The following is a 21838-nucleotide window of genomic DNA, read 5'->3' as shown; positions in this document are numbered from 1 at the left end:
TTTGCTGAAATCTTTCGCTCATGATCATTGAAAGTCTCCAAAACGACAAAATCAAACATCTTATCCGCTTAAATACCGACAACCGTTTTCGTAAAAAAAGCGGAATTTTTGTCGTGGAAGGTCAGCAGGAAAATGAGCGGGCATTGCAATTTAGTTATCCGCTGAAGGAATATTTTATTTGTGAATCTATATTTAATGGAAACCTGCCAGACGCGAAAATTAATTATGTATCAGAAAAGATTTATGAGAAAATCGCGTATCGAGGAACTTCAGAGGGCATTGTTGGCATTTATGAAGCAACGGAAAAAAAGCTGAGCGATTTTAAACCAAAAAGTGATTCGACAGTCATTGTATTGGAAGGCATTGAAAAGCCCGGAAATCTTGGCGCAATTCTTCGCAGTTGTGAAGCCTTCGGGATCGATGCGCTTATCGTTACAGACGGTAAAACGGATTTTTTTAATCCGAATGTTATTCGCTCAAGTGTCGGCTGTCTTTTCGGGATGCAGATTTATCAAAGCAATAAAGATGAAACGCTGGAATTTCTTTTAAAAGAAAGATTTAATGTGTACACCACAATAATGGATGTTGATGCGAAAGATTTGAGTGAAAGAAACCTCAGAGAAAAATCAGCAATAATTTTCGGAACGGAGCATTCCGGACTAAGTGATTTCTGGATCGGAAAAGGACAGAACACGCTGATTCCGATGGTTGGAAGCATTGATTCATTGAATCTGAGCAATGCTGTAGCAATAACTTCCTATGAAGTTTTGCGTCAGAAGAAAAATTTGAAGTAAAAAAAACCGCTTCGCAAGCGAAACGGTTTGATAAATTAGCAGTAGCTGCTAATTATTTTTTAACTTCAGTTTTAACTTCAGTAGTTTTTTCAACTTTCATCATTGAATCACCTTCAACTGGAGTAGCTTCAGTTTTAGTTGTAGTTGTAGTAGTTGTGTCCATTGCAGCTGCAGTGTTCATAGAATCGTTAGCTGGAGCAGCAACAGTATCTACAGTTGTAGTAGATTCAGTAGTTTCAGTTTTTTTACAAGCAACTAAAGAGATTGCAGCGATAGCAGCTACGAATAATGACTTTTTCATAATAAGTTAAATTTAAATTTGTTAATATTGTTTCTTAAGATTGTTTCTGTTCCCTTATTTGAACAAGACAAAGGTAGAGCAGCTACAAAATTTGTTTATGAAAATTAATTGTAATAACTTTGTAAAACAGTTTTACAATATAACAATACTGAAAACCAAACACTTAATCCATTTCTAACCAATTGACTGATTTAGATCTTATTCACTTCGAGCAGCTAAAAACTGTTGTGCAGGCTCAATATTTAAAAGAGCATACCCCATCTTTTGATGAAATATCGAAATGGAAAGGTATCGACATCATATACTTTCAGGAAGATCTCCGAAAAAGAGCCAAAGGAAACATCAGCGAAAAATCTTTTTATACCTATTTTAAATCTTCTCCAGTCAGCAAACTTCCAAGAATAGATATGCTGAATTTACTCAGTATCTATGCAGGTTTTGAGTCTTGGTACGACTTTAAAAAACAGCATCTTTTCGCCGGAGAATTACTGATTGAAAATCCGGAAAACGAGACTGAATTAATTTCTGAAAAAGAATTTTCAAATTCTGACGACGAATTTAAAGTTTCACAGCAAAGTAACGCTCAAAACAGCATCAAAAAAGATGTTTTACAAGAAAGCAAAACTGAAAACCAGGATGTTAATAATATCGCGACCATTTCAGAAAACCAGCTTGTAAATGAAATAAAGCCCATTTCAAAAAGCAGTCAGAAATGGATCTGGATCGCTGTTTCTTCAATAATCGTGTCTTTATTAGCTTTTATCGGTTTTAAAGATGAAATTTTCCAAAAACATTACACGTATTGTTTTACCGATGCCGACCGTAATTTAAAAGTACAAAGCACGATTGAGATAAAAGTATTCAAGGAAAACGAATCGCCGCTATTCTACAGAATCAATCCGGGGGAATGTTTTATTTACGAAACGAAAGATAAAATTCTGAAAATGCAGATCAGCTCTACGGTTTACGAGAATCTTGAGATCAACAGAAGCCTTGAAAACGCTCCGGAAGAAGAAACTATTGAATTAAAACCAGATGATTATAAGATGGCACTTCTTTATTTTTCAACTAAAGATGTTTCCGGCAACCCCTCTGAGCAGATCAGCCTTAAAAGAAAGCAGCTGGAGAACCTCATCAGCAACGATGCGGTAATTTATCAGGTATATGATAACGAGATTTACGGTGTAGAAACGCTTGACAAGCAAAAATACATTACACTTGTGACCACACCGACTACTTCTCTGAAAAATCTTTCTTATATCGAAATGAAAAAAGACAAGAAAGGCAAAATTGTTTCCATTAAATTTAAAATCTCCAACAATGAAAACACTAAGTAAGTTTTTATTAGTCCTTATACTCGGCATCGCGGTTTTTTCGTGCAAACAAAACGAACAAAATACCGTAAGCGATCTCGATAAACTGCGCAACAGCAACAACAGAAAATCCTATCCTGCCGTACAGATGGACAGTGCGCAGGCGATAAACTCGATCACAAAACAGAAAATTCAGGAGTTGCTTGATCTTTCAACGCTTTATAATTCCGGTTATAAAAACACGGAGATTGATACACTGATTTACTCGCAGATGCAAAGCTATTTTCAGAAGCCGGATTCTGCGACTTTTAACAAACTGTTCCGTGAACTAGACAGTTTAAAAGTGAAAACGGTAAAAGTAGGAAAAGTGAGTGTACGGCAGGAAATTCAAAATCAGGACACTCTTGATTTTGCAAAATTTGATGTGGAATATTTTGACCAGAAGCACAGAAGCATCGGCTCTTACGAGAAAAATGCACAATATACATTGGTATCGAAACCGATAAAATTTAAGAAAGAATTCAAATTTTATTTTACCAATTTTTATTCTGCACCATTTAAAAAAGACAGCACAGCAGTCGGTGTTACAAGATAATCTAGCTGAATATCATTTTCCCAAGTATCATCAACAGTTTCATTTGGCTCAAAACAATTAACGCCAATCTTCTTTGTTTCCGAAGAAATGGTTTCGAAAAAACTGTCATAAAAACCCTTTCCGTAACCAACGCGGTTTCCGTTTTGGTCGCAGTAAAGTAGCGGCGTGATAACAAAATCGAAATCTGAAATCCCGGAATCTTTTTTTGAAACCGGTTCTCTGATTTCCCATTTATTTATTTCAAATTCAGTTTCAGGAAAAATTTCAACGGAAATTAATGTGTTGCCAACAACTTTTGGAACGAAAACGTGAATGGTATTTTTCCAGCAGAAATCAATTAAAAAAGACGTTTCAATCTCCCGAAACTTCTTAATCGGCAAAAAAACATGAATTTTCTGTCCGGAAGCAGGATGAAAATTTTCGATGAAATTCTCAAAAATCTTTTGCGAAAGAAGAAAAACCTCATCATCGGACAAGACTTTTCTTTTTTCTAGATATATTTCCCGAAGTTCGGTTTTCAGCATTTCAATAAATTATTTTGAGTGAATTTTAAAAAGTTTATCTGAAAGACGTACTCTAAATGTCGTTTCAAAAGTAATCTGATCACCAGTTTCTGCTTTTTCTGCAGGTTTTCCGCCAACAAACAGCTTATCTAAAGTCATTTCAACTTCTCCGGTCGTCGGGCCGCTTATCAAAATCTGATCACCCAAATGCAGCTCGCCATTGGTCATTAAAAACTGCGCAATGCCCGATTTAGAATAATAATGTTCGGCTTTCGCTACCAGATTTTTTTTAACGGAAATCTTTTTTCGGATACTTTCCTGCGAAATTTTTGCCAAAGGCTGAGCGCCAGTATTCCCTGAATTTTTAAATTTTAAAGATTCCGATTTTCCTTTTCTGAAAATTTTATTGCCAACCTGCAAACCACGTCGTCTTGCAAGCTGCTCTTCCTGCGGCAGATGAATAACTTCAAGACATTCTTCCGAACAGCAGTTTTCCATCGCCACGTTGCAGTCGTCACACTGTATGAAAAGCAGATGGCATGCATCGTTGGCACAGTTTGTATGATTATCGCAAGGCTTTCCGCACTGATGACACTGAGAAATCACATCATCGGTAATTCTCTCGCCCAAACGGTGATCGAAAACAAAGTTTTTCCCAATAAATTTACTTTCAATATTTTCTTCCTTAATCTGGCGTGTGTACTCAATAATTCCGCCTTCCAGCTGAAAAACGTTCTTAAAACCCTGATGTTTAAAATATGCACTCGCTTTTTCACAACGGATTCCGCCGGTGCAGTACATCAATAGGTTTTTATCTTCTTTAAAATCTTTAAGCTGCTCATTAATAATTGGCAAACTCTCGCGGAACGTTTCTACGTCTGGTGTAATGGCGCCTTGAAAATGGCCGACTTCGCTTTCGTAATGATTTCGGAAATCGACAACAATGGTATTCGGATCTTCCAACAGATCATTAAATTCCTGAGCTTTCAGATGAACACCTTTATTGGTCACGTCAAAAGTCTGATCATTCAGTCCGTCTGCAACGATTTTATTACGAACTTTTATGGTAAGTTTAAGGAAGGAATGATCATCTTGTTCAACTGCAACATTCAGCCTTATACCTTTCATAAAATCGTACGCTTCCAAAGTCTCTTTAAAAGCCTCCAGCTGATCTGCAGGAATGCTCATCTGTGAGTTTATGCCTTCATGAGCGACGTAAATTCTGCCCAGTGCATCAAGCGCATTCCAGGCTAGAAAAAGGTCATCACGGAATTTTTGTGGATTATCAATTTTTGCGTACGCGTAGAAAGAAAGGGTAAGTCGCTGTTTGCCGGCTTCATCAATGAGCCGAGCTCTTTCTTCTGCGCTTAATGTGTTGTACAGTTGCATGCTATAAACGTATTAAGTGAGAAATTTTTGCAAAGATAAGGATTGAAGTTTTAAAACGAATGTCAAAATTTCATCTAATCTTGTATAACTATGACAAAATTTCATTAAGAATTATTTAAGATCTGTTAAATTTAATAGAGAGATTGCGACATAAATTATAAAATGCCACAATGGCTGTTAAATTTCAGTTAAAGTTGAAACATAGCATATATGTTGCATACTTATTATGAAATAAATTTGTTGAGAGATAAATTGATTTTAAAAAAATAACAGCGTATACAATGAAAAATACATTAAAAAAACTTTTACCATTTGCCTTTGTCGGTGTGCTCTCCGGAGCGACTACGATTGGTGTTCAGCACTACTTATCCGAAAGTGGATCTGGTGCAGACCAATCTTATTTTACAAAATCTTCTAACGTTTCTTTTGCCGGAATGAATACGGCGTCTGTAGGCGACGACTTTGTAAATGCTTCAAAAACGACGGTTCCGGCTGTTGTTACCATCAAAAATTATCAGACAAGAAACTCTAACAATAGAGCTTCTGAGCAGGATCTTTTTGATTATTTCTTTGGTCCCGGACAACAGAGACAACGTCAGCAACAACAGCAGGCTCCTGATAACATGCCTTCAGGAATGGGTTCTGGAGTAATTATTTCTGCCGACGGTTATATTATTTCAAACAATCATGTTGTGGCTGGCGCAAACAAGCTGGAAGTGGTTTTAAGCAATAAAAAATCGTACATCGCGACTTTGGTTGGAACAGATCCAAATACCGACATTTCTTTATTAAAAATTGAAGAAAAAGGTCTTCCGTTTTTGAATTTTGCCAATTCTGATAATATTGAGGTTGGACAGTGGGTTTTGGCAGTTGGAAATCCATTAGGATTAAATTCTACCGTGACAGCAGGAATTATTTCTGCGAAAGGCCGTGGCATCGGTATTTTGGGCGGACAAGGCAAAGCAGCAAATCCTATTGAAAGCTTTATACAGACTGATGCAGCGATTAACCCTGGAAACTCCGGAGGCGCGCTGGTTAACGTAAATGGTGATTTGATAGGAATCAATTCGGCGATTTCTTCTACAACAGGATATTACCAGGGTTACGGTTTTGCAGTTCCTGCGAATCTAGCCAGAAAAATTGTCGAGGATATTAAGAAATTCGGTATTGTACAGCGTGGCTTCCTTGGTGTACAGTCTATGGATTTATCAAATGATCAGGCAGTGTTACAGTATAACCAAAGAAACAAAACAAACTTAAAAGCCGGACAAGGCGTTTATGTAACAGGTTTTGGAACTAAAAGTGGTGCTGAAGAAGCAGGAATTAAGACAGGTGATATTATCACGAAAGTAGATGGTGTAGCAATTACCGATTTCGCAGATCTTTCAATCTCAATCGGCAGCAAACGTCCCGGCGACCGTGTTCAGGTAACATATGTACGTAACGGAAAAGAATATACAGCGCCTGTCACTTTGAAAGATCAAAACGGCGGAACTTCTTCGCGGTCTAAAGCTGACCTTACCGTAACTGAAAAAATCGGGGCAGAATTTGAACCTCTCAATGACCGTTTTAAAACTGAATATGGTTTAACAAGTGGAGTAGTTACGAAAAACGTAATGGAAAACAGTGAGATGGCAAAAATTGGGATTGTGGATGATTATATCGTGATAGAAATCAATGGCAAGCCGGTAAATTCGCAGAAAGATGTTGAAAATATTTTAAGTAAATATAAAGGAAATGTACAGGTGAAATTCGTAGACAACTACGGCAGAATGTACACGAAAGGTTTTAAAATGCCTTAGAATTTAAATAATTAATCAAAAAGAAAACGCTGTCAGTTTATTTTGGCAGCGTTTTTTTATTTTAACGGTTGTTGACTTTGTTGGAGATAATCTTTTTTCGGTTTCTCTCATAAATGATTTCTACAATCTTTCCGCCGATCCAGGAAAAAGGAAAAAACACGAGAAAAACAGAGATTTTATAAAATGTCGGATGATAAGGATAAATAATCACGTCCAGCATGGCCAGAAAAAGCATTATAAAACCGATCAGAATCGCATAAGCAACTTTTGCATATTTTACGATCAATGCTGTTGCAACGCCGCCAACCGTAGTTCCCAAACCGGAAACAAAAAGCAGAAAACCAAAAAAAGCATCATCTTTCTGTACACTTTGCAGGAAAATCCCCCAATGCTCAAACGGCGCAAATGAATCAAAAGTTACCCACCGCGGAAAAGCTCTTATACCAAGAGTGATGATGAGACCTGCGATGAGTAGACCTACCAAAACGGCAAATGTATTCCGGAGGAAGCTCATTTAATCCTGATGAGCGATCATAGAAATTTCAATATCCACATTTTTTGGCAGGCAAGAAACCTGTACCGTTTCGCGTGCAGGATAACTTTCTTCATCGAGATAAGAAGCGTAAATATCATTCATCACAGCAAAATCATCCATATTTTTCAGGAAAATTGTCGCTTTTACTACATTTTTGAAAGTCATCCCAGCCTCTGTAAGAATCGCCTCAAGATTTTTCATTACCTGATGCGTTTCTTTCTCAATACCTTCTACCAGCTTACCTGAAGCAGGATCTAAAGGAATCTGACCCGAAATATACAGAATTCCGTTTGCCAGATTAGCCTGTGAATAAGGACCAATAGCTGCCGGAGCATTAAGTGTAGTAATCGTAGTTTTCATAATATTTATCTGGCTGCAAATATAAAATTTATATTCTAAAAACGCCCTTCTTAGAACGGTGCGTTTGGCTGCGTAAAGCTTCTGTCTTTGTATTTTAAAGCGTCGCTAAGGATATTTGCTTTGATTCCGATGAAGAAATCGTAGACTTTGTACTGGCCGAAAGGTACCCAATTAAAATTGATACTGAAGCTTCTCTGGTCTCTTGAAAAACCAATCCTTGTATACGCAAGATCTTTGGTCACCATGTCATAATGTGTACTTCCATTGATATTCCAGTAAGGCGTAAGCTTTAAACTTCCGTCTAAACCGATCGAAGCAATTGTAGAACCGAACCGCGAAAGTGTTTTTGAATAGGCATAATTGGCATTCACATTCAACGTCCAAGACTGATCAAAATGCGCATAATTATCATCATCAAAATAATAATTTTCATTCCTCACCTCACCTTTTTTCGAATATTTTTTTGAATAATCTACTTTTTCACCGAAAAGTTCACTGCTTAGCGGATAAGACAGCTGCACACTTAAACCCTGCACACTGAACGAACCGAAATCTTCTGTACGAATGCCCGTATCCTGTCCGGGAAGGAATAAAATCTTATATGGCTCAATCGCCAACTGCGTATTTACACTCAGCTTGTTGTTAAAAAGAGACGTCTGCCCGGAAACTGTAATCACTGAAAACGGATGAGATTCTGCTGCAAAATTGTAATTCCCTGCAATATTTAACGATTCAAAAATCTTAAGTTTTTTGACACCGGTAGAATCACTTTTTGATTTTACTTTCATTTCAATATTGTTTCCGATATTGTATCCCAAAGCACCGACGGTTCCTCTTGCGGGAGAACCGACAATACCTTTATCAAAAATCGAATACAGCGTTAATGCTCCGTTGGCGTCATTATAATCTTTAAAATAACCAAAACCAGCCGCACCAAAATCCGGGGAATACGTGAAACCGATACTAGGCGAAACCATGTGACGTATCGCCTCAATCGGTGAGTTTTTACCGAAATTTGCCTGCCCGTAAAGCATTGTCTGCAAGCTTGCCGTAGTAGAAAAAGTTGAATAGCCGCCGATTTTATTATTCACTTTATCCACCACGATATTCGCGATCGGGTCGTATCTTCTACTCAGCGTTTTCGTCGTTAAAGCATTGTCGATATTTGCGCCTAAACTGAAGGTAAAATATTTCGCTACTGTTGTATTGGTCGCGATTCCGATGTTGTTTTTAACGCCGGTTTGCAGTTTATCCCACATCGCTTTGGTGAAAAGTTCGCCTTCGTTTGTGCTCACAAAATTGGTAAGGTTGATTCCGGTATTCACCGTAATATTTTCGATCAGACCGCTTCTCGTTCCTGTTTTTGAACCGAAAAGATAAAACTGATTAATCGCCACATTCATTTGCGGAAGACGGAGATCTGAAAGTCCGGTGGCAAAGTTTTGAGAATAAGAAGCTGTTCCTGTAATGGTTATAGGAAGTTTCAGAAATCTTTTTGTCAGCGTTAAAGTCGAGTTCTGCTGCGTATTTAAGACATTCTGGTTAAAAATATAATTGTTGTTGATGGTATTGTTATAAAACTTCGTACTCACCACATCCACTGACGCCGAAAAGGTGAGAAAAGGATTTGCTTTTGTATCCTGCGTATGTCGCCATGCAATACGGTAAGTGCCGCTTTTGGTATAATTATCCAAACCGCGAATTCCACGAACAGTCGTTCCAATATCAGCGGAAAAATTCCCCGAATAGCGGTATTTTTTCACATAATTCATCTCCGGACGAAGGTTGTAGCTTCCTTTGGTATAAATATCTGCGAGAATTTTCAAGTCAAAATGATCACCGATCGGCTGATAATATCCAATTCCGTTAAAGAAAAAGCCGACATCCGGCCGTTCTCCAAAACTCGGAATCAAAATCCCTGCAGAACGCTTTTGCGAAAAGGGTAAAATCGCGAAAGGCATCACAAGCGGCGTAGGAACTTCTTCTATAAACATCTGTACGGGCCCCGTAATCAGCGATGATGTATTTTTTCCTTTAATTAATTTAATATGCGAAGCGCGGAGTTTATAATCGGCGGCGGTATCTTTCTTTTTTATAAAATAATCATCAGTTGTGAAATCTGCACGCCGCATAATGTACATAGAATCGTTGTACTTTTTCGTTTTTACTGCGATAATTACTCCCTGATTTTCCTCGGTCCGTGCGTTGTATGCGATCGCCTGGCGGGTTTTGTAATTGTAATTAAACTCGTTGGTTTCGTACTTTTTGCCGGCCTGATCAGTAAGTACAGGTTCAACTATTTTTTTTCCTAAAGAATCGAGTTTCCCACGTGCAAAGATCATATTTGTGGTTTCGTTGATCGATATGTAGTCGGCATCGATCTGCATATCCTGATATTTTACCTGCGCATTTTTGTTCAGATAAATCATTCTTTTTGGCACATCGCGACGGATATCATCGGCTTTTGTACGCAACACGTCGGCCAGCGATTCTTTACCGGCGATTATGGTATCTTTCTTTGGGATGGTGTCGTTAATTACCGTATTTTGAGTGAGTTTTCCAGGCGTCTGCTGTGCTAAAAAACTGTTAAAAATTAGGATAATTAAAATTTGTAATATATTTTTGAAGACTGTTTTGTCCAATTTTAGCTTGATATAATTCAGGCCCAAAATTAATATAATTTTTAAGACTGTAAGATGCGCAACAAAAATTTTAAAATATTTTTCTCCTTCCTATTTATATTATTCACAAGTCTGGTTTCCGCACAAAAAAAATTCACCATCGTTCTCGATGCAGGTCACGGCGGCGGCGATCATGGTGCCAACAGGAATTATCCTGAACTGGGACTTGTTGAAGAAAAGACCGTTACACTCGGTATTGTTCTGAAACTCGGGCAGATGCTTGAAAAAAATAAGGACTTTAAAGTAATTTATACCAGAAAAATTGACGAATATCCTTCGCTTACTGACCGTACAAATTTGGCGAACCGAAGTAAAGCTGATCTTTTTATTTCTGTACACGTGAATGCAACGCCAAGCAGGACAGCTACTGCACGCGGAACCGAAACATTCGTTCAGGGGCCGGCACAAAACCGTGAAAATCTTGAAGTCGCCAAGCAGGAAAACAATGTAATTTATCTTGATGAAAAGGATAAGGAAACTTTTGCTTCTTATGATGCCAGCTCCCCAGAATCTCTGATTGCTCTAAAAATGCAGCAAAGTAAATACCTGGAAAACAGTCTAATTATTGGCACATTTGTGGAAAATAATTTTGAAAAAACCGGGCGGTTTTCACGGGGTGTAAAGCAGGAAAACCTACACATTCTCCGCCGAAGTGCGATGCCTTCGATTCTTATTGAAACGGGATTTGTAAACAATTATGAGGACGCCACATTTCTCAGTTCAGAGCAAGGCCAGATGACCACTGCCGAAAATATTTATAAAGCCATTATTGACTACAAAAAAGCCGTTGACAGAAGAGCCGGTATTACTAATACTCCAGCGAAAAAATCTGAACCTGTAAAAGCTGCTGAAGTTGCTTTGAAAAATGATTTCAGGATTTTGCTGCTTACTACTCCGGTAAAATACGATGATAACGATCCTGCTTTACGAGGTTTAAACTACATTCTTCCGCTCAAAGAGAATGGCCTGTACAAGTACTATTATGGCGTTACAAACATGGCTTCTGTGCGCGACAGTAACATTAAAACTGCAAAAGATGCCGGATTTAAAAATGCATACGCTGTTGGTTTTATGCCAAATCAGAAATTAAGTACAGGATATTATACCATCGAGCTGGCTAGCACCAAAGACAAACTGAGCAGCAACTCGCCAATCCTGCAAACCTTTAAGGATGCAGAACGAACAAAGACGAACGGCATATTTTATTACACCTACGGAAAAGTATATTCGCTGGAAGATGCAGTAAAACTGCAAAAAGAGGTGGAAGCCAAAGGCGTGAAAAACACGGTGATACAGAAAGTATTTAAGTAATTTAAAATAAGTTTTTGAAGTCTCGAAGTTTATTGATATTTTTGCGACCTCAAAATTTGGTCTATTCGTCTAGTGGTTAGGACTCAAGGTTTTCATCCTTGCAACAGGAGTTCGATTCTCCTATAGACTACCAAATTGATATCATGCAGGATTTAAAAATACAATAAGCGACAGTGCTTTTTAGTAAGATCCAAATGAATCCAAAAATTTACGATTTACAAATCAATGAAGACTGGATTAATGGCAAATATGATAAAATAAGTTTCAGACTCTAAAGGAGCTTTGATGGAAGTGCTTTCCAGGTTACCATTGATGGGATTACTCACACCAATATGACGGGCAAATGGAATAATGCTATCAGTAAGCTTACTATTACAGTGAAAAAAAAAGAATAACAGAATATAGAAGTAAAACAAGCAATCAATAAACTTAAAAAACACCTGTCAGAATAAACTTTAAAAGTTTTTAAAAAATAAATTTGCAGGTATAAAAAAAGTTTATAAATTTGCACTCACATTTGAACGATATGGCAAATCATAAATCAGCACTTAAAAGAATTAGACAAAACGAGAAAAGAAAAGTTCGTAACAGATACTATCACAAGACGGCTAGATCTGCAATGAAGATTCTTAGAAATGAAGAAGATAAAACTCAAGCAGCAGAGCAATTGCCTAAAGTGGTTTCTTTATTAGACAAATTGGCTAAGAAAAATATTATTCACAAGAATAAGGCAGCTAATTTGAAAAGCAAGTTGACTAAGCACGTTAATAAATTAGCGTAATTATATAGTTGGCCCGTTCGTCTATCGGTTAGGACCTCAGATTTTCATTCTGGTAAGAGGGGTTCGACTCCCCTACGGGCTACAAATCTTAATTACTACTAACCGGGTAATTAAATAAGAGTTGAAACTTATAAAAACAAAAAAACTAACCCTGTAATTTATTTACAGTTTGGTAGATGGCCCGTTCGTCTATCGGTTAGGACCTCAGATTTTCATTCTGGTAAGAGGGGTTCGACTCCCCTACGGGCTACAAAAAACCACTGATATTTTTATCAGTGGTTTTTTATTTTAAGTATTTTTTAAACTTTTACTTCTTTGCAATTGCATCTTCGTAACGTTTGCTGATCTCTTTCCAGTTGGTTACATTCCAGATTGCGGTAAGATAATCGGCTCTTTTATTTTGATATTTCAGATAATAAGCATGCTCCCAAACGTCAATTCCGAAGATTGGTGTTCCTCTTTCTTCTACAACATCCATCAGCGGATTATCCTGGTTTGGAGTTGAAGAGACAAAAAGTTTCCCGTTTTGATCTACCGAAAGCCAAGCCCAGCCACTTCCGAAACGGTCGGCTCCTGCTTTGCTCATCTTCTCTTTAAAAGCTTCCATACTTCCGAAAGAATCATTAATAGCTTTTGACAATTTAGCAGAAGGCTTCGTGTTTTTCTCAGGCGTCATAACTGTCCAGAAAAGCTCGTGGTTGTAGTGTCCGCCGGCGTTATTTCTTACAGCCATAGGCAATGTTCCAGCTTTAGATAAAATCTGAAACAGCGACTGCTTTTCCTGCGGTGTGCCAGCAATTGCTTTGTTCAAGTTGGCTACATACCCTGCAGCATGTTTGGAATAATGAATCTCCATTGTCTTGGCATCAATATTTCCTTCCAAAGCGTTGTAAGCGTAAGGTAAAGGGCTTTGCTTGAATTGCGCCATCGCAAACTGTGCCATCAAAACTGCCGAAAAAGCAGCTACTTTAATCATTTTCATAAATTATATTTTGAAGTTAATTATAATTCTATTTTAAAAGCTTTTTTATATCTTCAATTAAAGCCTCTCTGTCGGGATGATATTTTCCGGTAAGCTTTGCGACTTTTCCCTGCGGATCTTCATAGTTTAAGCCACTGTAGTAAAGAACCGGAACATTATTTTTATCAAATCTACATCTGATATTCCCTTCTTTATCAACCAAAGCAATCATTCCGCTGTGATTGAGATTCTCGCTTTCATCTTCATTGTCGCCAACATAAATATCAAACTGGTCAGCAATCCTGCCGATATAATCACGGTTTCCAGTCAGAAAATGCCACCGATATTGATCAGCACCAATATTTTTTGCATGCTTTTTTAAATTTTCCGGCGTATCATTTTCGGGATCAATACTTATTGATACAATCTGAAACTCAGGATTTTTAATTTCATGCTGAATATGCATCATATTTCGGTTCATTACCGGACAAATCGTAGGACATTTACTAAAGAAAAACTCCACGAGATAAACTTTCCCCAGCAGATCATGATTGGTCAGCTGCTTATTATTCTGATCTGTCAGCGCAAATTCAGGCACTTTCATTACCGTGTACAGATTCTTTTCAAAATATTTCATTCCAAAAAAAATCACTGCGGCAATCAAAACCAGCAAAAGCGAAGGCAGAAGCCATTTATTTTTCTGTTCCTTTTCCGTTAGCTTACCTGGCATATTTTTCCGGGCTTTTCAAAAACTCATCCTTACAATAATCACTGCAAAAACCGTACGTTTTATTTTTATACACCGCGCTAACTTTGGTATTTTCATCAGTTTTCATTTTGCAGATTGGATCTACGGCGTTCGCAAACTTCGTTTTAGCATTTTTGTTCTGAGTGTTTTCCTTTTTTGTTTTATGCTTTACTTTTGGCGTTTCCTGTGCACAAGACATCATTGAAACACAAAATAAAGTTGATAAAAAGATCTTTGCTTTCATATTAATTATATTTAATTACATTTTAATAAGTCTGAAAAGTCGACTTTCTAACAAAGATACAACGTAAATTTATTGATGTCGAGAAAATGACCAATATCACTTGGAACGATTATTTGTAGTGATGCGAAAAAAAATATCTACTTTTATCGCATGAAAATCTTAATTGTAAATGGTCCGAATCTCAATCTTCTGGGAACGAGAGAACCGGAAATCTATGGAAATACTTCGATGGAAAATTATCTGGAGCAAATAAAACCTGAATTTTCTTCTCATGAAATTCTTTTTTTCCAGTCGAACATTGAAGGAGAACTGATCAACCGTTTGCAGGAAGATGATTTTGATGCGCTTGTGATTAATCCCGGAGCTTTTACGCACTATTCATACGCGATTGCCGACTGTTTAAAGAATATTCAGAAGCCGAAGGTGGAAGTTCACATCAGCAATATTTATAAAAGAGAAGAGTTTCGTCAGAAGTCTGTGACGGCTGCAAATACTGATGCAGTGCTGTCCGGTTTTGGAATGAATGGTTACAGGTTGGCAATATTTAGTTTTAAATAAATATCGAACAAAAAAAAAGCCTCATCAAATTGATAAGGCTTTTTTTTATTTCTAAATGGTTTCTTCCTGAAGCTGTGGACCGCAGTGTACCAATTTTTTTCCTTCCTCAGTATCGCAGTACTGTTCGAAGTTTTTAATGTATCTCGCCGCGAGATCTTTTGCTTTTTCTTCCCATTCAGCAACATCGCTGTAGGTATTTCTTGGATCGAGAATTCCTTCGGAAACATTTGGCAAAGCATTCGGAATCTCGAGGTTCATAATTGGGATGGTCGTTTTCGCAGCTTTGTCAATCGATCCGTCGATGATCGCATCAATAATCGCACGCGTATCTTTTAAAGAAATTCTTTTTCCGGTTCCGTTCCAGCCTGTGTTTACCAAATATGCTTTAGCACCGTGTTCTTTCATTTTCCCGATTAATGTTTTAGAGTACATTGTTGGGTGCAAAGTTAAGAATGCCTCACCAAATGCCGGTGAAAACGATGGTTCAGGAGCTGTGATTCCTCTTTCTGTACCTGCAAGCTTTGAAGTATAACCGCAAAGGAAATGATACTGTGCCTGGTTTTCATCTAAAATAGAAACCGGAGGCAAAACGCCGAAAGCATCCGCAGAAAGATAAACAATCTTACTCGCGTGACCTGCTTTTGAAGGCAAAACGATTTTGTTGATATGATAAATAGGATAAGAAACTCTCGTATTTTCTGTGATCGATCCGTCTGTATAATCAGAGATTCCGTCGTTTACTACAACATTTTCCAGCAGTGCATCTCTTCTGATGGCTCTGAAAATATCGGGTTCCTTTTCAGCCGAAAGATCGATTACTTTAGCATAACATCCGCCTTCATAGTTGAAAACACCATTATTGTCCCAGCCATGCTCATCATCGCCGATTAAATATCTTTTAGGGTCTGCAGACAAAGTCGTTTTTCCTGTACCGGAAAGTCCGAAGAATAGCGCTACATCACCTTCTTCACCTACATTTGCCGAGCAGTGCATTGATGCCATACCTTTCAGCGGAAGATAATAATTCATCATTGCAAACATTCCTTTCTTCATCTCGCCACCATACCACGTTCCGCCGATGATCTGAAGTTTCTCTGTAAGGTTAAACATCACAAAGTTTTCAGAATTCAAACCTTGTTCCTGCCAGTTTGGATTAGTCGTTTTAGAACCGTTGATTACGGTGAAATCCGGCTCACCAAAATTTTCCAGCTCAAAATGAGAAGGTCTGATGAACATATTGGTTACGAAATGTGCCTGCCAAGCTACTTCCACGATGAATCTTACCTTCAGTCGTGTATCAGCATTGGTTCCACAAAACGTGTCTACTACATATATTTTTTTTGATTTTGAAAGCTGGTCGATTACCAGATCTTTACAAGATTCGAAAATCTCAGAAGTTGTGGGCAGATTCACTTTTCCGTCCCAGAAAATTGTGTTTTCAGACTCTACATCCTTTACAATATATCGGTCTTTTGGCGAGCGGCCAGTGAAAATTCCTGTCTTTACAGATACAGCTCCAGATTCTGTTACCTCTGCTTTTTCAAAACCCTGATTTTCCGGCGAAACTTCCGCTTGATACAACTCTTCGTACGAAGGGTTATACATAATTTCATACGCTCCTTTAATCCCTAATTTTTCTAAATCCTGAACGATTCTAGCATTTTTCATTGTACCTATATTTTCTACTTGTTGCTGATTTTCCGTTTGCAAATATTAACAAATTGTTAAACGTGGATAAATATAAACATATCAGATTATATGACAAATAAAAAATACGATAATTAAAATTCTGATTTTCAATCTATTAAATCACTCCAACTAAAAATTGTGGTAAAACCTTTGCCCCGAAAATAGTCTTCGTAACCGGTAAATTTTTGGCTCATTACAAAATCACCGCCCCAAGCGCCCAAACTTTTCACAAAAACCGGACAATCTTTGAAATACAGCGACTTAGCTGTCGGAATTCCAATAAAATGGGATATTTCTTGCTCATGTTGCATCATTAATGCAGAAAATTTTTCCAATTCTCCGCATAATAAAATTTTCTTTGTAAGATCAGAAAAAAAACTGATCAGTTCTTCTAACTTTGATTTTGACCTGTAAAGCTGAATTCCTTCACGGCTGTTTTGTTTTAAATTTAAATGAATAAAAATTAATTCACCGGCAAATGGAGGATGATAAATTACCTTTTCATAAAAAATATCAGGTTGGTTCCTGTAAAGGACAGCACATTTTGCCTGCGCCACAGCGATATCATAACCGCTGCCGCCAAGGCTTTTTTCATTTAAAATAAAAGGATCGATTTGTGACCATTCTGCAAGATTAGTCATGAGCGTTGAACTGCTTCCCAAACCATAGTCAGCAGGAAACTGAAGATTGGTTTTAAGATGATAAGAATAATCTGATTTAAATCTGATGTCAGAAAGCTGCTGAACATGTTGCAATACTTTTAAAATAAAAACCGCATTTTCCGGAAGATTGGTTTCTAAAACAGTCCAGTTTTTATAATCAATTTTAGCTGTAAGCCAGATTTCATTCTGATGATAAGCTTCCCAGAAAACAACAGACTGCTGATCATCGTTTTCTTCAAAAAAAAACTCTTGTCCAGGCTTAGTCGCAACTGCCAGAACAAGAGCTCCGTCTACGGCAAAATATTCTGAAGTAAGCATCAGCTTTCCCGGTGAATAAATTCTGCCCATAGTGTAAATTTTAGATCGCAGAAACTGCTTCTACAGAAGCATCGATTTTCTTGATAAGTCCCTGAAGCGTTTTTCCCGGGCCCACTTCGATGAATTTTGTAGCGCCGTCTTTGATCATATTTTGTACCGACTGCGTCCATTTTACCGGTCCGGTAAGTTGGGCAATCAGATTATTCTTAATTTCTTCAGGATCGGTAACTGCCGTTGTCGTAATATTCTGATACACCGGGATTGTCGCCTTTCTAAACTTCGTCGTATTAATTGCTGCTGCAAGACGTTCCTGCGCCGGCTGCATTAGTGGAGAATGAAAAGCTCCGTTTACAGGCAACAGCAAAGCTCTTTTTGCACCAGCTTCTTTTAATTTTACACACGCTTCTTCGACCGCGCTGGTTTCACCGGAAATTACCAATTGACCAGGACAGTTATAATTCGCGGGAACAACAATTCCTGAGATCTGCGAACAAATTTCTTCCACTTTAGCATCATCCAGACCCAAAATTGCGGCCATAGAACTTGGATTGGCATCACAAGCTTCCTGCATCGCTTTCGCACGCGCAGAAACGAGTTTTAAACCATCATCAAAAGATAAAACACCATTTGCTACAAGCGCAGAAAATTCGCCAAGAGAGTGCCCGGCAACCATTTCAGCACCCAGACCGTTTACGGCTTTCAAAGCTGCAACCGAATGTATAAAAATTGAAGGCTGCGTAACTTCAGTCTTTTTAAGATCCTCGTCCTGCCCTCCAAACATTATTGAAAGTATATCGAATCCCAAAATATCATTGGCAGACTGCATCATGTCTTTGATGTCTTTTCGGGAATCGTACAACTCTTTTCCCATCCCTACAAACTGTGAACCCTGCCCAGGAAATACAAGTGCTTTCATTTTTTAAATTAAAATTTATAAATATTTTTAATATCGGTTTTCAAAAATCATTACGGAACGAGGCGAATCACGCGGTAGCCTGTATTTACATAAGCTCCGTTGGCTTTCGCACGTACAAACTCAAATTTTGTCGCCAGCTGCGTCTGCACTTTATTGATCTGACGAAAAATTTCACCTTTTTTATTCTCACGGCTTAGCATATCATTTACGACATCAAAACCGATAATTGCATATTTCGGTGGCGTTTTGCAGTATTTTGCCTTATACGCGGCGATAATTTCCTTCTCAAAACTACCGTCGGTATTGATTGTTCTGTCCATTAGATAAACCAGATTAACCTGGCTGAGTTCGTCAACATTTTTTTCAAAACTCGGTACAGAGTACATGCTGAAAGCACGCATCCCAGAAACTTCTTTAGAAAGATTAATCATTTTCGAAGAAAAAGCTTCGCCTACAGCATCGTTTTCATTGGCCAAAATAGCGATCACAGGAGCAGACTGTCCCGTCATCATATTTTTATCAAGCTGAATATCAGAAGCAGAATTAACGACAGAAATAACCGGATTTTTTACCGCTTTTTCTAAATTTGATCTTAAATATGCTACCGTTTCTTTTTTAGAATCGCCAACGATGTAAATTTTCTCATTTGAATACACAGATTTTACTTCATCCGCAATCTTGTCGGCGTAACTTTTATCGTTCGTCTCTACAATAATCAGGTTGCTGTAATTATACAGCTCAGGAGAATTTGCAAAAGGCGCAACCACCGGGATTTTCTGATTTCCGGTGAACTGTAAAAGATCAACCACATTCGATTTGAAGAACGGGCCGATAATCAGATCGGTATTATTGGTATTTATTTGGGTAAGCGAACTTTTAAACGAAGCTTCGTTCCCGGAATCTACAACTTTAATGTCAAGTTTCTGTCCGTTTTTGGCATTTCTTTCAATCGCGAGTTTTGCTCCGGTAAGAAAATCTAGGGCCATGCTTCGGTACTGCGTTTCGTTTGAACTGTACCCAAAAGGCAGCATCAGTACCACATTCAGCGCATCACCGTTTTTCTTCACGTAGGCAGGATCGAGTTTTCTGATTTTTAAAACCATTCCGGTTTTTAAACCTTTTGCAAGCTCTGGGTTTAGTGCCAAAAGTTCGTCAATGGTAATTCCGTATTTATTTACGATAGAGAAAACCGTGTCGCCCGCTTCTACTGTATAAGTCGCATATTCGTCGCCGTTCTCGGAAGAAACATTTCTCAGGGAACGGTCGTTTCCGGCATCAACTTTTGTTTTATTTCCTGAAGCGACAGACGCACTTTGATTTTCAACAGGTGCTGAAACCGGCGTTACCGCCTGCTGAACGCCACCATATTTTTTTATATTTTCTGAAGGAAGAATGATCTGGTCACCAATTTTCATGTGCGCATCCAAATCCGGATTCAGCTTTCTGATATCAGCTTCTGTGATGTGAAATTGTTTCGTAATTCCGTAAACCGTCTGTTTTGGGAGAATAACAATTGCACCTGTTTTTGGTGCAGAAGGCGTTGCTGCAGCAGATTTTACTGTCAAAACACTTCCGATTGCAAGCCTTCCGTCTTTAAATTTTGGGTTCATTTTCAGCAGATCGTCTACCGAAATACCATATTTTTTAGAAATATTATACGGTGTGTCTCCTTTTATCACGGTATGCGTTCTCTGCGCATTGATACTGAGAAAAAAACACAGACCCGACAATACAAAAAACCTCTTAATCATGTTCCAAAAATATTAGACACAAAAATACTTCTTTAAAATTAAATGGCAACAATTAATAATTCGCTTTGGTCGGCAGGCATTTCCTGAAGGCAGAATTCGATCCATTCGATCCCAAAATCTGCGTAGAAAACACTGAAATTTAAGACCCTTTCCTGCCAGATTTTTGCGGGATGAATCTCAGTAAAAAGTTTTTCGAGACGCTCGAGAAGTTCACCCTGTTTTATTTTTTCGGCATGAAGCAAACGCTTCCGCATCCGTTTAAAAGCTTTGAGCTGGCGTGTTTCTTCGGATTTTACCAAATTTCCGAATGATTTTTCAGTCGTTTCGGCGAGTTTTCTTATTTCTTCAAAAGCACTTTCCAGCTGGTTTTGCTTTTCGTCTAAAAGCTGAAGAATATCTGTATTTTCAAGAATTTTTGCTTCCGTGACTTTTGCAAAACTTCCAAAGAAATCTTCCAATTTCAGGTTGAGTTTGGCTATCTTATCCAAAGTTTTCTGCCTAATGAAAAGCATCGAATTTCTTGGAATTAAAACTGGAAAAGGAATATTTTTTTCTTCGAAGTAATCTTTCAATTCAAGCCAGTACATAATTTCTGCATTTCCGCCGATGTAGGCAAGATTTGGCAAAATATTTTCCTGATAAACCGGCCGCATCAAAGCATTCGGACTGAATTTTTCCGGATGATTTTGTAGTTCAGCGATGATTTCTTCCTGAGAAAATTTTAAATCGGTATCGACAATGATGTAGTTTTTTCCGTCAAAATCTATTCTGTTACGAGTTTCAGAGAGATAAAATAAATTGATCTCCCGCGGATTTACCTGCACTTTGCCGTATTTATCAGAAAGCAAACCGACCATTCTTTTGCTTTTCTCAGATATACTAAAATTCAGCAGTTCGTCGTCAAAAACAGGAATCATGGTCTTTTTTAGATCAGCATCATCTCCGTCTAAAATTAAAAGTCCGTAGTGGGAAAACAGCCTTTGAACGAGCGTTTTTGACGCTTCTGTAAGCGTATTTCCTTTCGCGTAGGCTTCTTTCAGTATTAAAATCAATTCGGTGCCGAAGAGAGAATCTCTGAATTCTTTTTCAAATTCAGAAATAAAAGATAATTCGTTTACCTTAATTTTTCCAACCGCACTTCCTGATTTTTCATTGATTTCGTAAAACGCATTTTCAGTTTTGAAATGATTGATTTCTGCAAAATCATGATCTTCAGAAGCCATCCAAAAAACCGGGACAAAATGATTTTCAGGAAAATTTGACTTCAGAAAAGTGCAGGTTTTGATCGTCTGCAAAATTTTATAGATGAAAAAAGACGGCCCAGAAAAAAGATTGAGCTGATGACCGGTTGTAATGGTAAAGGTTTTTTCGTCGGAAAGTGCGTCGATATTTTGAATCTGAAGATCAGATAAATCTAAACCGGAAAACTGTTTTCTGAAAACCTGCTGAATAAGATTTCGCTGCGAAAAGGAAAAGGCTTTACCTTTTTCTGCAATCTGTGATGCAAAATTTTCTCCGGAAAAAGTTTTATTTTCAAAACCATCGATTTCTCCTGCCAGAAAATCTTTGATTGCTTGCGGAATGCTTTCCAGATCGCGGAAAGGAAGTTCTCCTATTGTTTTCAAA

General features: G+C 37.9%; 21 protein-coding genes and 3 tRNA genes. 10 read left to right on the top strand and 14 right to left on the bottom strand.

Features of this window, described 5'->3' with window-relative positions:
- Window positions 1–20: 20 nt before the first annotated feature.
- Window positions 21–794: a TrmH family RNA methyltransferase gene (locus ASG01_RS06705; RefSeq protein WP_055861711.1), complete on the top strand. Its 774-nt coding sequence runs from the start codon at window positions 21–23 to the stop codon at window positions 792–794.
- 52 nt (window positions 795–846) lie between these two features.
- Here ASG01_RS06705 and ASG01_RS06700 read toward each other — a convergent pair whose 3' ends face one another.
- Window positions 847–1095 carry a hypothetical protein gene (locus ASG01_RS06700; RefSeq protein ID WP_055861708.1) on the bottom strand — a complete coding sequence of 83 codons (249 nt, stop codon included), beginning with the start codon at window positions 1093–1095 and terminating at the stop codon, window positions 847–849.
- A 182-nt stretch (window positions 1096–1277) separates the two neighbouring features.
- Here ASG01_RS06700 and ASG01_RS06695 point away from each other — a divergent pair, with 182 nt between their 5' ends.
- Entirely contained in the window at window positions 1278–2432 is a 1155-nt protein-coding gene (locus ASG01_RS06695) for a hypothetical protein (protein WP_055861705.1), read from the top strand.
- A complete protein-coding gene (locus ASG01_RS06690) occupies window positions 2416–3003 on the top strand; it encodes a hypothetical protein (protein WP_055861702.1) in 588 nt (195 codons plus the stop codon). The genes ASG01_RS06695 and ASG01_RS06690 overlap by 17 nt, the downstream gene beginning before the upstream one ends.
- Here ASG01_RS06690 and ASG01_RS06685 read toward each other — a convergent pair.
- Window positions 2952–3527 (bottom strand): 5-formyltetrahydrofolate cyclo-ligase, encoded by a 576-nt coding sequence (locus tag ASG01_RS06685; protein ID WP_055861699.1) that lies wholly within the window; start codon window positions 3525–3527, stop codon window positions 2952–2954. The genes ASG01_RS06690 and ASG01_RS06685 overlap by 52 nt on opposite strands.
- 9 nt (window positions 3528–3536) lie before the next feature.
- Window positions 3537–4895: a rhodanese-related sulfurtransferase gene (locus tag ASG01_RS06680; protein WP_055861697.1), complete on the bottom strand. Its 1359-nt coding sequence runs from the start codon at window positions 4893–4895 to the stop codon at window positions 3537–3539.
- 281 nt (window positions 4896–5176) lie between these two features.
- Between ASG01_RS06680 and ASG01_RS06675 the strand changes: the two genes are divergently transcribed.
- Entirely contained in the window at window positions 5177–6697 is a 1521-nt protein-coding gene (locus ASG01_RS06675; protein WP_055861695.1) for a trypsin-like peptidase domain-containing protein, read from the top strand.
- Window positions 6698–6758: 61 nt separating this feature from the next.
- On the opposite strand, the gene ASG01_RS06670 is transcribed toward ASG01_RS06675, so the two are convergent.
- The 3 genes from ASG01_RS06670 to ASG01_RS06660 are packed head-to-tail and all read right to left on the bottom strand — an operon-like array spanning window position 6759 to window position 10234.
- Entirely contained in the window at window positions 6759–7211 is a 453-nt protein-coding gene (locus tag ASG01_RS06670; protein ID WP_055861693.1) for a hypothetical protein, read from the bottom strand.
- Window positions 7212–7592: a RidA family protein gene (locus ASG01_RS06665; protein ID WP_055861691.1), complete on the bottom strand. Its 381-nt coding sequence runs from the start codon at window positions 7590–7592 to the stop codon at window positions 7212–7214.
- 50 nt (window positions 7593–7642) lie between these two features.
- The gene (locus ASG01_RS06660; protein ID WP_055862232.1) at window positions 7643–10234 is read right to left on the bottom strand and encodes a putative LPS assembly protein LptD; all 2592 of its coding nucleotides are present in this window, start codon (window positions 10232–10234) and stop codon (window positions 7643–7645) included.
- A 54-nt stretch (window positions 10235–10288) separates the two neighbouring features.
- Here ASG01_RS06660 and ASG01_RS06655 point away from each other — a divergent pair, with 54 nt between their 5' ends.
- From ASG01_RS06655 to ASG01_RS06635, 5 genes are all read left to right on the top strand, one after another.
- Window positions 10289–11584 carry an N-acetylmuramoyl-L-alanine amidase gene (locus ASG01_RS06655; protein ID WP_055861689.1) on the top strand — a complete coding sequence of 432 codons (1296 nt, stop codon included), beginning with the start codon at window positions 10289–10291 and terminating at the stop codon, window positions 11582–11584.
- A 58-nt stretch (window positions 11585–11642) separates the two neighbouring features.
- Window positions 11643–11717 (top strand) — tRNA-Glu (locus tag ASG01_RS06650).
- A 393-nt stretch (window positions 11718–12110) separates the two neighbouring features.
- Window positions 12111–12365, top strand: coding sequence for a 30S ribosomal protein S20 (gene rpsT, locus ASG01_RS06645; RefSeq protein WP_055861687.1), 255 nt, complete (start codon window positions 12111–12113; stop codon window positions 12363–12365).
- A 10-nt stretch (window positions 12366–12375) separates the two neighbouring features.
- Window positions 12376–12447 (top strand) — tRNA-Glu (locus ASG01_RS06640).
- Between the two features lie 96 nt (window positions 12448–12543).
- Window positions 12544–12615, top strand: a tRNA-Glu gene (locus ASG01_RS06635).
- 57 nt (window positions 12616–12672) lie between these two features.
- Here ASG01_RS06635 and ASG01_RS06630 read toward each other — a convergent pair.
- The 3 genes from ASG01_RS06630 to ASG01_RS06620 are packed head-to-tail and all read right to left on the bottom strand — an operon-like array spanning window position 12673 to window position 14318.
- A complete protein-coding gene (locus tag ASG01_RS06630; RefSeq protein ID WP_055861683.1) occupies window positions 12673–13347 on the bottom strand; it encodes a superoxide dismutase in 675 nt (224 codons plus the stop codon).
- Window positions 13348–13375: 28 nt separating this feature from the next.
- Window positions 13376–14056 carry an SCO family protein gene (locus tag ASG01_RS06625; protein WP_055861680.1) on the bottom strand — a complete coding sequence of 227 codons (681 nt, stop codon included), beginning with the start codon at window positions 14054–14056 and terminating at the stop codon, window positions 13376–13378.
- Entirely contained in the window at window positions 14046–14318 is a 273-nt protein-coding gene (locus ASG01_RS06620) for a YHS domain-containing protein (protein ID WP_055861678.1), read from the bottom strand. Before ASG01_RS06620 ends, ASG01_RS06625 begins: the two co-directional genes overlap by 11 nt.
- Before the next feature lie 150 nt (window positions 14319–14468).
- On the opposite strand from ASG01_RS06620, the gene ASG01_RS06615 reads away from it, so the two are divergent.
- A complete protein-coding gene (locus ASG01_RS06615) occupies window positions 14469–14876 on the top strand; it encodes a type II 3-dehydroquinate dehydratase (RefSeq protein ID WP_055861675.1) in 408 nt (135 codons plus the stop codon).
- A gap of 51 nt (window positions 14877–14927) precedes the next feature.
- Here the strand turns inward: ASG01_RS06615 and pckA are convergent, their stop codons facing one another.
- The 5 genes from pckA to bshC all read right to left on the bottom strand — a co-directional run bounded on the left by pckA (window position 14928) and on the right by bshC (window position 21837).
- Window positions 14928–16544: a phosphoenolpyruvate carboxykinase (ATP) gene (gene pckA / locus ASG01_RS06610; protein ID WP_055862231.1), complete on the bottom strand. Its 1617-nt coding sequence runs from the start codon at window positions 16542–16544 to the stop codon at window positions 14928–14930.
- Between the two features lie 128 nt (window positions 16545–16672).
- The gene (locus tag ASG01_RS06605; protein WP_055861671.1) at window positions 16673–17575 is read right to left on the bottom strand and encodes a GYDIA family GHMP kinase; all 903 of its coding nucleotides are present in this window, start codon (window positions 17573–17575) and stop codon (window positions 16673–16675) included.
- Between the two features lie 10 nt (window positions 17576–17585).
- Complete coding sequence (gene fabD / locus ASG01_RS06600; RefSeq protein WP_055861668.1) at window positions 17586–18461, bottom strand: ACP S-malonyltransferase; 876 nt, start codon at window positions 18459–18461, stop codon at window positions 17586–17588.
- A 50-nt stretch (window positions 18462–18511) separates the two neighbouring features.
- Complete coding sequence (locus tag ASG01_RS06595) at window positions 18512–20212, bottom strand: LysM peptidoglycan-binding domain-containing protein (protein WP_055861667.1); 1701 nt, start codon at window positions 20210–20212, stop codon at window positions 18512–18514.
- A gap of 38 nt (window positions 20213–20250) precedes the next feature.
- Window positions 20251–21837 (bottom strand): bacillithiol biosynthesis cysteine-adding enzyme BshC, encoded by a 1587-nt coding sequence (bshC, locus tag ASG01_RS06590; RefSeq protein WP_055861664.1) that lies wholly within the window; start codon window positions 21835–21837, stop codon window positions 20251–20253.
- Window position 21838 lies beyond the last annotated feature (1 nt).

The organism is Chryseobacterium sp. Leaf180, assembly GCF_001424585.1.
Taxonomy (GTDB): Bacteria; Bacteroidota; Bacteroidia; order Flavobacteriales; family Weeksellaceae; genus Chryseobacterium.
This window is presented reverse-complemented; position numbering and strand designations above follow the sequence as displayed.